The organism is Arthrobacter sp. GmRoot5-12 (genome assembly GCF_059739365.1).
Genome location: NZ_AP046056.1, coordinates 985,258 through 998,080, shown reverse-complemented (window position 1 = coordinate 998,080; position 12,823 = coordinate 985,258). Strand labels below are relative to the sequence as shown.

Below are 12,823 nucleotides of genomic sequence, written 5' to 3'. Positions count from 1 at the left end.
CTCAAGGAAGAGTCCCCATGACTGCCACCACCCAGACCACCGATACCCAGACCACCGATACCCAGACCACCGTGATCAACCACTTCATCAACGGCGCCGAAACCGCCGGCGCTGGCGACCGCACCACCCCCGTGTACAACCCGGCCACTGGGGCCGTGACCGGCGAGCTGCGCCTGGCCAACCGCGCCGACCTTGACGCCGCCGTCGCCGCCGCCCGGAAGGCTGCCGACAGCTGGGGTGACATCTCCCTGGCCAAGCGCACCGCCGTCTTGTTCAAGTTCCGCGAACTCGTCGCCGCCCACGTGGACGACCTCGCTGAACTAATCACGACCGAGCACGGCAAGGTCCTCTCCGACGCCAAGGGCGAAATCGGCCGCGGCCTGGAAGTCATCGAGTACGCCTGCGGCATCCCCACCCTGCTCAAGGGCGACTACTCGGACCAGGTCTCCACCGGTATCGACGTGTTCAACTTCCGCGAGCCCCTCGGCGTGGTCGCCGGCATCACCCCGTTCAACTTCCCGGTCATGGTGCCGCTGTGGATGGCCCCGATGGCGATCGCCACCGGCAACGCCTTCATCCTCAAGCCCTCCGAGCGCGACCCCTCCGCGTCCCTGCTGCTGGCCAAGCTCTGGAAGGAAGCCGGCCTGCCCGACGGCGTGTTCCAGGTCCTGCACGGCGACAAGGAAACCGTCGACGGGCTCCTGACCCACCCGGACGTGGACGGCATCTCCTTCGTCGGGTCCACCCCGATCGCGCAGTACGTCCACGAAACCGCCACCAAACACGGCAAGCGCGTCCAGGCCCTGGGCGGGGCGAAGAACCACGCCATCATCCTGCCCGACGCCGACCTGGACAACGCCGCCGACCACCTCGCTGCCGCCGCCTTCGGCTCCGCCGGCGAACGCTGCATGGCGATCTCCGTCGCCGTCGCCGTCGGGGACGCCGCCGACCTGCTGGTCAAGAAAGTCGAAGAACGCGCCCTGGCCGTGAAGGTCAACAACGGCACCGCCCCCGACGCCGAAATGGGCCCGGTCATCACCCCGGCCTCCAAGGAACGCATCGTACGGATCGTCACCGAAGCCGAGGCCGCCGGCGCCGCCATGGTGGTGGACGGCCGCGACCTGGTGGTCCCGGGCCACGAAGACGGCTTCTGGGTGGGGCCTACCGTGATCGACCACGTCAAGACCGAAATGACGGCTTACACGGAAGAGATCTTCGGACCCGTCCTCGTCGTGGTCCGCGTCGACACCCTCGAAGACGGCATCAAGCTGATCAACGCCAACCCCTACGGCAACGGCACCGCCATCTTCACCTCCTCCGGCGCCGCCGCCCGCAAGTTCCAGCGCTCCGTCACCGTCGGCATGATCGGCATCAACGTGCCCCTCCCGGTCCCCGTGGCCTACCACTCCTTCGGCGGCTGGAAAGCATCCCTCTTCGGCGACAAACACATCTACGGCCCCGAAGGCGTCTCCTTCTACACCCGCGGCAAAGTCGTCACCTCCCGCTGGCCCGAAACCCACCACGCCTCCGAAGCCTCCTACAACTTCCCGTCCAACTAACACCCAGAGAGACAACGCTGTCATGACTGAGAACAAGCTGATCATCGGCACGGCGCCGGACTCCTGGGGCGTCTGGTTTGCGGACGATCCGAAGCAGACCCCGTGGGAACGCTTCCTCGACGAAGTGGCCGAGTCCGGCTACAAGTGGATCGAACTTGGCCCGTACGGCTACCTTCCCACCGACCCGGCCCGCCTGGCGGAGGAACTCAAGCAGCGCGACCTGAAAGTCACAGCCGGCACCGTGTTCACCGCCTTCCACCGCGGCGTGGACCAGTGGGAGACCGCCTGGGAGCCGGCCCGCAAGGTCGCCGAACTCACCGCGGCAATGGGCGGCGGGCACATCGTGGTCATTCCGGCCATGTGGCGCGACGACGTCACCGGCGAGGCCGTGGAAAGCGGCACGCTAAGCGACAAGGCCTGGAGCGACCTGTTCGCCGGCCACAACCGCCTGGGCAAGACCCTGCTGGAGGACTTCGGCCTGAAGCAGCAGTTCCACTCCCACGCTGACTCCCACGTTGGCGCGCAGGAGGACATCGAAACGCTGCTGGGAGCTACCGATCCGCAGTACCTGAACCTCTGCCTGGACACCGGCCACGCGGAATACTGCGGCGCCTCCAGCCTGGAGCTCATCAAGAACTACCCTGACCGCATCGGCTACCTGCATTTGAAGCAGATCAATCCGGACATCCTCAGGCGAGTCAACGAGGAAAACATGACATGGGCCGCGGCCAACCTCGCCGGCGTCATGACCGAACCGCCGAGCGGGCTGCCCGACCTCCGCGCCGTCATCGAGGCCGTGGAAGCCCTGAACCGCCCCATCTTCGGGATCGTGGAACAGGACATGTACCCGGTGGCCTTCGACGTCCCGATGCCGATCGCCAAGCGCACCCGCAACTACCTGCTGACCTGCGGCTCCCGCACCGCCGTCAACTGACCTCTTCCTGCTAACGCCAAAAGGACCAAACAATGACTGAAACCCTCCGCGTCGCCGTCATCGGCGCCGGCCGCATGGGCGCCGACCACATCCAGCGCCTCAACAAGCGGATCCATGGCGCCGAAGTGGCCGCCGTCGTCGACGTCGACCTCGCCCGCGCCGAGGCCGCCGTCGAAGACATCCCCGGCGCAGTCGCCCTGGCCGACGCTGACGAAGCCCTCAACAACGGCGACGTCAACGCCGTTCTCATCGCCACCCCGGGCTTCCTGCATCAGGACATCCTGCTCAAGGCCATCGCCAGGGACATTCCGATCCTCTGCGAAAAGCCGCTGACCCCGGACGCCGAATCCTCCTGGAAGATTGTCGAAGCCGAAGTGGCGCTGGGCCACCAGCGCATCCAGGTGGGCTTCATGCGCCGCTTCGACGCCGAATACGCAGCGCTCCGCTCCATCATCCGCAACCATGAGCTGGGCGAACTGCTGATGCTGCACCACCAGCACCGCAACCCCAACACCCCTGAGGGCTTCACCAACGAGATGCTCATCAATGACTCCGTGGTCCACGAATTCGACGCCATCCGGTTCTTCACCGGCGAGGAAATCACCAGCATCCAGGTCCGGCTGGGCAAGCCCACCCGCAATGCTCCCAACGGCCAGCACGACCCCCAGCACGTCCTGATCGAGACCGAGTCCGGCGTCCTGGCGGACGTCGAGATCTACGTCAACGCCAAATTCGGTTACGAGGTGGCCACCCAGGCCTCCTTCGAGGACGGCATCGTCAGCATCGGCGGCGACAAGGGTCCCTACACCCGCAGTTCCGGCCGCTGGGGCGGCAGCGTCACCCCAGGCTTCGAAGAGCGTTTCGGCGCCGCGTACGACGTCGAAATCCAGTCATGGGTGGACGCTGCACTGAGGGGCGAAATCGGTGGCCCCTCCGCCTGGGACGGGTACGCCACCGCGGCATGCTGCGAGGCAGGCGTCGAGGCGCAGAAGAACGGCGAAAAGGTCGCCGTGAAGCTGGCTGCGAAGCCCGACCTCTACAAGTAGGACAGGAGAAGGGGACGGAGGGGAAAACGACCATACAGCAGCCCGGCAACCACCAGTGCGCCCTGCGGACCGCCACGATCATCTCCACCTTTGGCGGCCTGCTGTTTGGCTACGACACCGGCGTAATCAACGGCGCGCTGCCCTATATGCAGCAGGATCTGGGCCTCACCCCGCTGACCGAGGGCCTGGTGACCTCGTCCCTGTTGTTCGGCGCCGCGTTTGGCGCCCTGTTCGGCGGCCGCCTGGCAGACCGCAACGGCAGGCGCGGGATGATCATGGTCCTGGCAGTCGTCTTCCTGCTGGGCACCCTGGGCTGCACCTTCGCGCCGAACACCGAAGTGTTAATCGCCGCGCGGTTTATCCTGGGGCTTGCCGTGGGCGGGGCATCCGTTACCGTTCCGGTCTACCTGGCCGAGATATCGCCGCGCGACCGGCGCGGCCGGATCGTCACCCAGAACGAACTCATGATCGTCACCGGGCAGTTGCTGGCCTTCATTTTCAACGCCTACCTGGGCAACTCCTTCGGCGAATCGCACGGTATCTGGCGCTGGATGCTGGTCATCGCCACCCTGCCGGCCATCGCGCTGTGGATCGGGATGAACGTCATGCCCGAGAGTCCACGCTGGCTGGCCTCCACCCCGTTGAAGATCCGTGGGCTGGGCATGGGCGCGTCGGCCTTCCTGCTGTGGATCGTGAACTTCCTGATCGGCTTCGGCTTCCCGCAGCTGCTTGCGGCCATCGGGATCTCCAGCACGTTCTTCGTGTTCGCCGTGCTGGGTGTTGGCGCCATCGCCTTTGCCGCCAAATACGTGCCCGAGACCAAGGACAAAAGCCTGGAGGACCTGGAGCACTACTTAAAGAATGTGGCCGGCAGCAAGGCCGGGGCCGCCGCGGCGAAGGTTCCCTGACCGGACCAGAGCCCCGCTGCTCCTTGCAAAGCCCCTATGAGGATCCTCAAAGGGGCTCTGCTGTCCTATGCGCGCGCATGCAGCCCGGGCAGTGCGTCAACCAGCGGTGCGAGTTCCGGCATGGCCATCGCGCGGCCGAGGGCCCGCTCAAGCGTGGCATCGTGGACGGGCCGTGCTTCCTCAAGGAGGCTCAGGCCGGTGGGCGTCAGTTCCGTATAAATTCCACGGCGGTCGTCGTCGCACAGGATCCTGGTCAGGAGGCCGCGGTCCTCAAGCCGGTTCACCAGCCGGGTGGTGGCGCTGGGGCTGAGCGCCGTGGCACGCGCCAACTGCTGCATCCGCATGTGCCAGCCGTCCTGCCGGCTGAGGGCGTCCAGCACTGTGTACTCCACCACGGAGAGCTTCGACTCTGCCTGGAGGGAGCGCTCCAGCTCGCCTTCGATCAGCCCATGCAGGGCCGCCAGGGTGCGCCAGCCCTGGGCGCGGACCTCGACGGCGTCGTCCTTGATGCCCATGGTTGCTCCTTTACGAATTGTCCCGGCGGGAGAGCCCTCCGGCAGCCGCGGGTAGAGATAGTTGCTTGCGCGGCATATTTGCATGTGCAACAATAAATACCGCGCCTGCAAATATCTTAGGCGCCTTCCACTTCACGGAACAACCACACGTACAGCTCAAAGGAGCATTCGCATGCCTGTTGGCCTGATAGCACTCGCCCTGGGCGGGTTTGGCATAGGACTCACGGAATTCGTCATCGCCGGCCTCCTCCCGCAGGTGGCAACCGACTTTGGCGTCACCGAAGCGGAGGCCGGCTGGTTCATCTCCGGCTACGCACTCTCCGTGGTGGTGGGCGCGCTGGGCCTGACGGCAGCCGTGACGCGATTCCAGCGCAAGCCCGTACTGGCCGCACTGCTGGTCCTGTTCATTGCCGGAAACCTGCTTTCCGCCACTGCTGACGGTTACTGGCCAATGATGCTGGGCCGCGTTGTTGCCGCCCTCTCGCACGGCGCCTTCTTTGGCATCGGGGCAGTGGTGGCGGCCGGCATGGTCCCGCCCAGCAAGAAGGCAGGCGCCATCGCGCTCATGTTCACGGGACTGACCGCGGCCAACGTCCTTGGCGTGCCGTTCGGGACGTTGCTGGGCCAGGCGGCCGGCTGGCGTGCCACCTTCTGGGCCATCACGGTCATTGGCGTGGCTGCGCTCGCCGGCATCCTGGCCCTGGTTCCCAAGCCGGCCCGTGAAGCGGGGCAGGCGGGAAGCCTCCGCTCCGAGCTTCGGGCCTTCCGCTCCGGCCAGGTGTGGCTTTCCATCCTGGTGACCATCCTCGGCTTCGGCGGCATGTTCGGCGCGTTCACCTACATTGCGTACACCCTCACCGAGGTGTCCGGATTTGCGGCCTCCACCGTGCCATGGCTGCTCATTGTCTTCGGGGCGGGCCTCTTCGCCGGGAACACCCTTGGCGGCAAAGCCGCAGACCGCAACGTGGACCGGACGCTCGTGGTGGTGCTCGCCGCGCTGGCCGTGGTCATGGTGGTGTTCGCTCTGACGGCCGCCAGCCCTGTCCTGGCGGTCATGTCGCTGGTCCTGATGGGCGGCTTCGGCTTCGCCACCGTGCCGGGCCTGCAAATGCGCGTGATGAAGTATGCCTCCGGGGCTCCCACCCTGGCCTCCGGCGCCAATATCGGTGCCTTCAATGTGGGCAACGCCCTGGGTGCCTGGCTGGGAGGGGTCACCATCACCGCCGGCCTCGGCTACACCTCACCCATCTGGGCGGGGGCCGTGATCACCGTTGCGGGCCTGGCCGTCATGGCGTTCGCCGCCGCCGCGGCCAAGCGGGAACGGCAGCTTGAAGGCCAGGTGCCGGTGCCTGTCGAGGAGCTGGCCAGCCGCTAGGCGGCGGGGTTCCTTAGGCACCGAACGGAAGCCGCGGGTCGATGTTTTGGGTCTCCCAGGTCTGACGCACCCAGCCATGGTGGGGATCGTCGCTGATCAGCCATTCCCGCACCGGGCCCGGACCTGCCATGACGTTGAGGTAGTAGAGGTCGTAGCCGGGCGCGGCCATCGCCGGGCCGTGCCAGCCGTAGGGGACCAGGACCACGTCGCCGGTGCGCACCTCGGCCGACACATCGATGGGCCGCTCATCGGAGGCGTAGACGCGCTGGTACCCGATGGCGTCGGCGTCGGGTGGCGCTGCGGAGCCGGACGCCACCTGGGTTTCGAAGTAGTAGATCTCTTCGAGCTGGGTCTCGCCGTCCTTTTCCTCGTCATGCTTGTGGGGAGGGTAGGAAGACCAGTTCCCTGCGGGGGTGAGGACCTCGCAGACGATGAACCGGTCGGCCTCCAGCGCTGCCGGGGTGCCGAAGTTGTGGACCTGGCGCGAGCAGTTGCCGGCGCCGCGCAGTTCCACGGGGGTCTCCGCGGCATGGACCAGCCGGGTGGGGTAGGAGGCTTTCGCGGGGGCCGTGGCCACTGCCACCCTGCCGCCGTCGGCGGAATTGATCCTCACGGCGCGTCCGGCGCCGGAATAAAGGACGTCGCTGGGCCCGGAGAAGACCGAGGGCCGGCCCGCCAGGGGATAGTCGGTGCCGTCAACCGTCACGGTGAAGGCCCCGTTGAGGGGCACCACGATCCGTTCCTCGTCCGCGGCGGAGAGTTCGACGGCGGCACCGGCCGGCACCGTGGCCACCTTCAGGCCGGTGTGCGCCCAGCCGTCCACGGCGAGGGAGGAGTCGGAGGTTCCGATCGAAATGTCCCATTTGCCGTCAGCGGCGGTGCCCAGGGGGTAAACCCAGTTGGTCATGGAGTTGGCTCCTTGGATTATCGCTGTACGAGAGTCATTTCAAAACTGTAGGAATCGGCGCGGTACACGTGGTGGCCCGTTTCCACGCGCCGCCCGGTGTCGTCGACGGCCGTACGTTCCATGGTGACCAGCGCGGATCCCGGCGTCGTGTCCAGCATGGAGGCCTGGTAGTCGTTGGCATTGACGGCGCCGATGCGCTGGTTGGCCAGGCGGAAGTTGACCCCACCGCGCCGGAGGATCGAATACAGGCCTTCAGCGGCGAGCATGGCCTCATCCATTTCCGCGATATCGTCCCGAACCCAGTTCTCCATGAGGGCCAGCGGATTGCCGCCTACCTTCCGGAGCCGGGTGAAGTGATAGACCTTTGAGCCTGCCGGAAGCTGCAGTGTTGCCCGGGTGGCGTCGTCGGCTTCAACGTGGGAGAAGCTCAGGACTTCCGTGGTGGGTTTCTTGCCGTCGTTGGTGAGGTCGTCGTAGAGGCTGGAAAGCTCGAGCGGACGGCGCACCTGGCTGGAGACCACCTGGGTTCCCACGCCGCGTTTACGGACCAGGAGTCCGGAGCGGACCAGCTCGTCCATGGCCTTGCGCATGGTGGGCCGGGACAGGTTGAGCTGGGCGGCCAGGTCGATTTCGTTCTCCAGCCGGCTTCCGGGTTCCAGCACCCCGCTGTAGATGGCCGCTTCGATGCCCTGGACCACCTGGTGGTACAGGGGCACGGGAGAAGAGCGGTCGATGCTGAGTCCCAGATTGTTCGCCACGGTGCGTTCCCTCATGTTCATGTCTGCGCGTCCGCCCGACCGGCGCCTGCGCCAGTGGCGCACTGCCACCATATGTTCGCTTGATAGGACATACTCTTCTTCCATGATCGTAACAGGCGCTACTCCCGGGTCAAGGGAGGCAGGCAGAAGCAGGCGGGGTGGCAGGCTTCCGGTCCCCGGGAGAATTTGAGAGGCAACAAGGTCCGGCCAGCGTTGCGTTGCGTGGCCTAGGCTGGCTCCATGATGTGGACTGGAAGGCGGCAGCCGTGAATTTCGCCGGAAGCCTTGGTCCCCGTCCCCGCAACCTCGAGGTCCAGGATCTGGCCAGCTTCGACCGCCTGGTGGCCGGCGGCGCAGTTAACCTGCATGGCTGGCACGCGCAGTCGCTGGACCTGCGGGGCCGGTCGGCCGCCCTGAAGAGCGTCACCGTCGAAGGTGCCATGTTCCTCGGCTGCCTGTTCGACGACGGCATGGAAGGCAACCTGCGCAGCCGCGGTGCCCTGATTTTTCCCCGGCTGGAAGGCGTCCCCTTCGACCCATACCGGGCATCGCTGTACTCCCCGGCTGAACTGTATGCCGGACTGGCATCGTCTCCCTACGAGGAACTGCCGGACGCCCGCATCTACCACTGGAGCATCCAGTCCGGCCAGCGGCGCCGCGTGGATGCGACCCTGGCCTCTGCCCTGCACGACCATGCCATCGGGGACGCGCTGGAAGAGCTGACGGGGTCGGCGGCCTGGACCCGCCGCTCCATCGTCGGGGTCATGGGCGGCCATGCAGCGCCGCGCGGCAGCCTGGAGTTCGCGGAGGCGGCACGGCTGGGCAGGCTCCTGGCCCTCCAGGGGTATTCGGTGGCTACCGGCGGCGGGCCCGGCGCCATGGAGGCGGCCAACCTGGGCGCTTACCTGAGCCAGGCGTCCGACGGCGACCTGGACGCAGCGCTAGGCACGCTTGCCGCGGTCCCCGGGTTCCGTCCCTCGGTGTCGGCGTGGGCACGCGCGGCGGCGGCCGTCGTCGAACGCCATCCGGGCGGGACTGCATCCCTGGGGATCCCCACCTGGTTCTACGGGCACGAACCGCCCAACTACTTTGCCACGCACATCGCCAAATACTTCGCCAACGCCATCCGGGAGGCCATCCTGCTGGAACTGTGCCACGGCGGAATCGTCTTCCTGCCCGGAGCAGCCGGGACCGTCCAGGAGATCTTCCAGGACGCCTGCGAAAACTACTATGGCGCCCGCGAGAAAGTGGCGCCCATGGTGCTGGTGGGGCGGCGCCACTGGGAGCAGGAGTACCCGGCCTGGCCCATGCTGCGCAGCCTGGCCGCCGGGCGGCCCATGGCGGACTACATTCACCTGGTGGATACGGTGGATCAGGCCGTGGAGGTCCTCCGGGGCTGAGCCCTATCCGACGGCCGTGCCGAAGAGCAGGCCCAGCAGGTAGGTGATGCCGGCGGCGCCGAGGCCGATGGCGAGCTGGCGCAGGCCGCGGGTCAGCGGGGAGGTGCCGGACAGCAGGCCGACGGCGGCACCGGTGGCCAGCAGGGCGATGCCCACCAGCACCCCGGCCACCACCAATGCGGCGACCCCGGTCAGGCCGAACAGGAACGGCAGGATGGGCACGATGGCGCCGGAGGCGAAGAAGCAGAAGCTGGACAGCGCCGCACCCCAGGCCGTCCCCACGGCCTCGTGCTGGTCCTCTTCCTCCGGCAGGTCCGGCTGCAGGGACAGGCTGGGGTCGCAGTCGCAGGACAGCAGCCCCATGCGCTCGGCCACCCGGTGTTCCGCCGCCTCGCGGGACATCCCGCGGGCCAGGTACACCAGGAGGAGTTCGTTGTGTTCAAGGTCCAGCTGGGGCGCGGCCGCCAGCGTGATCTGCGTGGGGCGGGTGGCCGCCAGCAGCTCGCGCTGGGAACGCACGGAGATGAATTCCCCGGCGCCCATGGACATGGCACCGGCCAGCAGCCCGGCGATGCCGCTCAGCAGCACCACGGTGCTGGCCACGCCGGACGCCGCCATGCCCATCACCAGGGAGAGGTTGCTGACCAGGCCGTCGTTCGCGCCGAAGACCGCTGCCCGGAACGTACCGGCCAGGCGGTTGCGGCCGCGGGTGGCCAGGCCGCGCACCACTTCCTCATGGATCTGCTCATCGGCAGCCATGGCCGGAGTGGCGTTGGGGTCCTTGGCGTAGGGGGAGCGGCCCTCGGCGCGCTGGGCGAGGGCCAGCACAAACACCGAGCCAAAGTGCCGCGCCAGGAACCCCAGGAACCGGCTTCGCGCCGAGGCCCTCTTTGGTTTGCCCGCGTGCTCTCCCAGGAGGGCCAGCCAGTGGGCCTCGTGCCGGCCTTCGGCCTCGGCCAGGGCCAGGAGGATGTCCCGTTCCTCCCCCTCGCGGTTCTGGGCGAGGTCCCGGTAGACGGCTGCTTCCGCGCGCTCGTCCGCCAGGTATTGGCGCCACCGTTTGATGTTCGACGGCGAGGGCTGGCTTTGCGGGGTGCCGGCGGCCTCCGGGTGCGGGGTCCGGGAATTGGACCCGACGTTGTTGGACTGGGCGTGCTGCGACACTGGTAACTCCTGGGCTGGAAAGGGCATGTTTATCGCGCCTTTGCCTTGCCAGCGTACTGCGTATTTCCGCGGTTTTTTGGCTGGCCAACCTCGCTGGGAACTTTCGGTATGCCTTAAAACCGGGGCCGATACCGCCCCCGTTGGCCACTCTTCCGGGCGCCGCCACGACTATTGACCCGTCCGCCCGGCGGGTGCTGTGATGAAGGTGTGGCGCATCCTGCGCCCTCCCCTAAAGAGCACGTCAGGCGAATAACGGAGGTTGAATCATGAGCACCACCGGACAGCACCCGGACATGCCGCACCTGGACGCCGTGGAAGCGGACCCCGCCTACGATTACGCCGAGGATGCACCGGTAGACGATGCGGACGCGGAGGACGGGGTCCTTGATGAAGGGGAACCGGTGGTCCAGCCGCCACCGATAGTCATCGACGCCGAGGACCGCGAGGTCCCGCTGGATGACGACGAGCCCCGCGACACTGAGGGGTAGGGACCCAGGAGGGTAGGACTTACGACGGCGGCGCCTCCTTGCGCGTGAATGCGAAAGGAGGCGCCGCCGTCGTGCTTAATGCTTGGTCAGGTCAGCGGCCGGCGAGGACTTCCTCGGGCGCTTCTTCCGGCTCCTGGCCGGCAACACGAAGCTGCCAGGCCCGCATGACGGCGGGGTCCGTGGGGCGGGTGAGCAGCGAAGCCGTGATGTAGACAACCGCGGAGGCGATCAGGCCGTAGTAGATGGGCTCGTTGGCGTATATCCCGTCCAGCGGGGCCTTGGCGTTCACTTCCAGGATGATCATGGTGCCGAGGGTGATGACCGAACCGACAGCCATGGACGCGGCGGCAGCCACGCCGGTGCCTCGCTTCCACACCAGGCCGCCCAGGATGGCGACCAGCAGGCCGCCCACCAGGATGTCGTAGGCAATGGTCAGGGCCGCTACCACGTCCTTGGTGATGATGGCGATGACGATGGCCACAATGCCCAGCGCCAGGACCCAGATGCGGTTGGCCTTGACGTCGTGTTCCGGGTTTTCGGTGTCGCCGGTGTTGACGTCCTTGCCGAACCAGCCGGCAACGAACGGCAGGACGTCGGCACGGGCAACGGTGGCGGCGGCGATGAGGGCGCCGGACGCGGTGGACATCATGGCAGCCACGGCGGCGGCCAGGACCAGTCCGCCGATGCCGACGGGGAGCAGGTTCTGGGCCACCTCGGCGTAGACGTCGTCCTTCGCCGCGATCTTGACGTTGGCCAGGGCCACGTTGGCGGCCATGCCGATCAGCGCACCGGCCACGCCGTAGAGCATGCAGTAGATGCCGGCGGTGGCGCCGCCCCAACGGGCCACCCTTGGGGTCTTGGCGGTGAACACGCGCTGCCAGATGTCCTGGCCGATCAGCAGGCCCAGGGTGTAGACGACGAAGTAGGTGATGATCGTCTGGACGCCGATGCCGTCCATCTGGAAGAAGCTGGCATCCACGCGGCTGCGGATCCCGTCGAGGCCGCCCGCGGCGTTCAGGGTGAAGGGGAGCATGAGGAAGAAGATGCCCACCGTCTTGATCACGAACTGGACCTGGTCCGCAAGGGTGATGGACCACATGCCGCCGATGGTGGAGTACACCAGGACGATCGCGCCGCCGATGGCGATGGCCAGCGCCCGGTCCAGGTTGAACAGTACGACGAAGATGGTGGCATAGGCGCCGGTTGACGTGGCGCAGAGCATCAACGTGTACGCGAGCATGACGATGCCGGAGGCTTGGGTGGCCTTGCTCCCGTAGCGGAGGGTGAGCATCTGGGACACGGTGTAGATCTTCAGTTTCTGGATGGTCCCGGCGAAGAGAAGGCTCAGCAGCAGGACGCCGGCGCCAATGGCCACCACCAGCCACATGCCGGAGATGCCGAACTTGTAGCCAAGGCCCACGCCGCCCACCGTGGACGCCCCGCCGAGGACGACGGCGGCCATGGTCCCGGTGTACAGGAACGGTCCCAGGCGACGGCCGGCAACGAGGAAGTCGCTGTTGTTCCTGGTGCGGGATTTGCCCCACCAGCCGAAGGCCAGCATTGCGAGCAGATACACCACCACGGTGGCGATGTTGATGGCACTTGCATCCATAGTTGGCTCCTTGGAGCTGTGGGCCGGGTGTGGTGCCGGGAGCGACGGCGCCCGGCACCGCCGCGGACGAACGGAGAGGGGTTCCTGGTATTGCCTTATAGGCAACAGGAGTTTCCAAAGACTAGAGTGTGACGGTTGCAACAGTCAAGGATCGGAA

At 66.9% G+C, this 12,823-nt stretch carries 12 protein-coding genes; 7 read left to right on the top strand and 5 right to left on the bottom strand.

Annotated features, from left to right (window positions below; translation table 11 throughout):
• Positions 1-17: 17 nt before the first annotated feature.
• Genes AC6JAM_RS04450 through AC6JAM_RS04435 form a run of 4 tightly spaced genes read left to right on the top strand, consistent with a single transcriptional unit; the run spans position 18 to position 4,447 of the window.
• A complete protein-coding gene (locus AC6JAM_RS04450) occupies positions 18-1,559 on the top strand; it encodes a CoA-acylating methylmalonate-semialdehyde dehydrogenase (RefSeq protein WP_488315038.1) in 1,542 nt (513 codons plus the stop codon).
• Positions 1,560-1,581: 22 nt separating this feature from the next.
• A complete protein-coding gene (locus AC6JAM_RS04445) occupies positions 1,582-2,493 on the top strand; it encodes a sugar phosphate isomerase/epimerase family protein (protein ID WP_223993925.1) in 912 nt (303 codons plus the stop codon).
• 32 nt (positions 2,494-2,525) lie between these two features.
• On the top strand, positions 2,526-3,539 hold the full coding sequence (locus tag AC6JAM_RS04440) for a Gfo/Idh/MocA family protein (protein WP_018769591.1): 1,014 nt from the start codon (positions 2,526-2,528) through the stop codon (positions 3,537-3,539).
• 32 nt (positions 3,540-3,571) lie between these two features.
• Positions 3,572-4,447: an MFS transporter gene (locus AC6JAM_RS04435; protein ID WP_497935907.1), complete on the top strand. Its 876-nt coding sequence runs from the start codon at positions 3,572-3,574 to the stop codon at positions 4,445-4,447.
• A 65-nt stretch (positions 4,448-4,512) separates the two neighbouring features.
• On the opposite strand, the gene AC6JAM_RS04430 is transcribed toward AC6JAM_RS04435, so the two are convergent.
• On the bottom strand, positions 4,513-4,962 hold the full coding sequence (locus tag AC6JAM_RS04430; protein ID WP_134165624.1) for a MarR family winged helix-turn-helix transcriptional regulator: 450 nt from the start codon (positions 4,960-4,962) through the stop codon (positions 4,513-4,515).
• A 172-nt stretch (positions 4,963-5,134) separates the two neighbouring features.
• Here AC6JAM_RS04430 and AC6JAM_RS04425 point away from each other — a divergent pair, with 172 nt between their 5' ends.
• A complete protein-coding gene (locus AC6JAM_RS04425; protein ID WP_478222299.1) occupies positions 5,135-6,337 on the top strand; it encodes an MFS transporter in 1,203 nt (400 codons plus the stop codon).
• Positions 6,338-6,350: 13 nt separating this feature from the next.
• Here AC6JAM_RS04425 and iolB read toward each other — a convergent pair whose 3' ends face one another.
• Complete coding sequence (gene iolB, locus AC6JAM_RS04420) at positions 6,351-7,244, bottom strand: 5-deoxy-glucuronate isomerase (RefSeq protein WP_497934148.1); 894 nt, start codon at positions 7,242-7,244, stop codon at positions 6,351-6,353.
• Between the two features lie 17 nt (positions 7,245-7,261).
• Positions 7,262-8,002, bottom strand: a complete 741-nt coding sequence (locus AC6JAM_RS04415) for a GntR family transcriptional regulator (RefSeq protein ID WP_056389192.1) — start codon at positions 8,000-8,002, stop codon at positions 7,262-7,264.
• Between the two features lie 266 nt (positions 8,003-8,268).
• Here AC6JAM_RS04415 and AC6JAM_RS04410 point away from each other — a divergent pair, with 266 nt between their 5' ends.
• The gene (locus AC6JAM_RS04410; protein ID WP_134165621.1) at positions 8,269-9,402 is read left to right on the top strand and encodes an LOG family protein; all 1,134 of its coding nucleotides are present in this window, start codon (positions 8,269-8,271) and stop codon (positions 9,400-9,402) included.
• Between the two features lie 3 nt (positions 9,403-9,405).
• Here the strand turns inward: AC6JAM_RS04410 and AC6JAM_RS04405 are convergent, their stop codons facing one another.
• Entirely contained in the window at positions 9,406-10,566 is a 1,161-nt protein-coding gene (locus AC6JAM_RS04405) for a VIT1/CCC1 transporter family protein (protein WP_056389060.1), read from the bottom strand.
• A gap of 266 nt (positions 10,567-10,832) precedes the next feature.
• Between AC6JAM_RS04405 and AC6JAM_RS04400 the strand changes: the two genes are divergently transcribed.
• Positions 10,833-11,054 (top strand): hypothetical protein, encoded by a 222-nt coding sequence (locus tag AC6JAM_RS04400; RefSeq protein ID WP_018769599.1) that lies wholly within the window; start codon positions 10,833-10,835, stop codon positions 11,052-11,054.
• A gap of 91 nt (positions 11,055-11,145) precedes the next feature.
• Here the strand turns inward: AC6JAM_RS04400 and AC6JAM_RS04395 are convergent, their stop codons facing one another.
• Positions 11,146-12,666, bottom strand: a complete 1,521-nt coding sequence (locus AC6JAM_RS04395; protein WP_497934147.1) for a sodium:solute symporter family protein — start codon at positions 12,664-12,666, stop codon at positions 11,146-11,148.
• Positions 12,667-12,823 lie beyond the last annotated feature (157 nt).

What these genes read in the sequence shown, in the direction of transcription:
- AC6JAM_RS04450 (WP_488315038.1), top strand. Translation starts at nt 18, where the DNA reads ATGACTGCCACCACCCAGACCACCGATACCCAGACCACCGATACCCAG.
- AC6JAM_RS04445 (WP_223993925.1), top strand. Translation starts at nt 1,582, where the DNA reads ATGACTGAGAACAAGCTGATCATCGGCACGGCGCCGGACTCCTGGGGC.
- AC6JAM_RS04440 (WP_018769591.1), top strand. Translation starts at nt 2,526, where the DNA reads ATGACTGAAACCCTCCGCGTCGCCGTCATCGGCGCCGGCCGCATGGGC.
- AC6JAM_RS04430 (WP_134165624.1), bottom strand. Translation starts at nt 4,962, where the DNA reads ATGGGCATCAAGGACGACGCCGTCGAGGTCCGCGCCCAGGGCTGGCGC.
- AC6JAM_RS04425 (WP_478222299.1), top strand. Translation starts at nt 5,135, where the DNA reads ATGCCTGTTGGCCTGATAGCACTCGCCCTGGGCGGGTTTGGCATAGGA.
- iolB (WP_497934148.1), bottom strand. Translation starts at nt 7,244, where the DNA reads ATGACCAACTGGGTTTACCCCCTGGGCACCGCCGCTGACGGCAAATGG.
- AC6JAM_RS04400 (WP_018769599.1), top strand. Translation starts at nt 10,833, where the DNA reads ATGAGCACCACCGGACAGCACCCGGACATGCCGCACCTGGACGCCGTG.
- AC6JAM_RS04395 (WP_497934147.1), bottom strand. Translation starts at nt 12,666, where the DNA reads ATGGATGCAAGTGCCATCAACATCGCCACCGTGGTGGTGTATCTGCTC.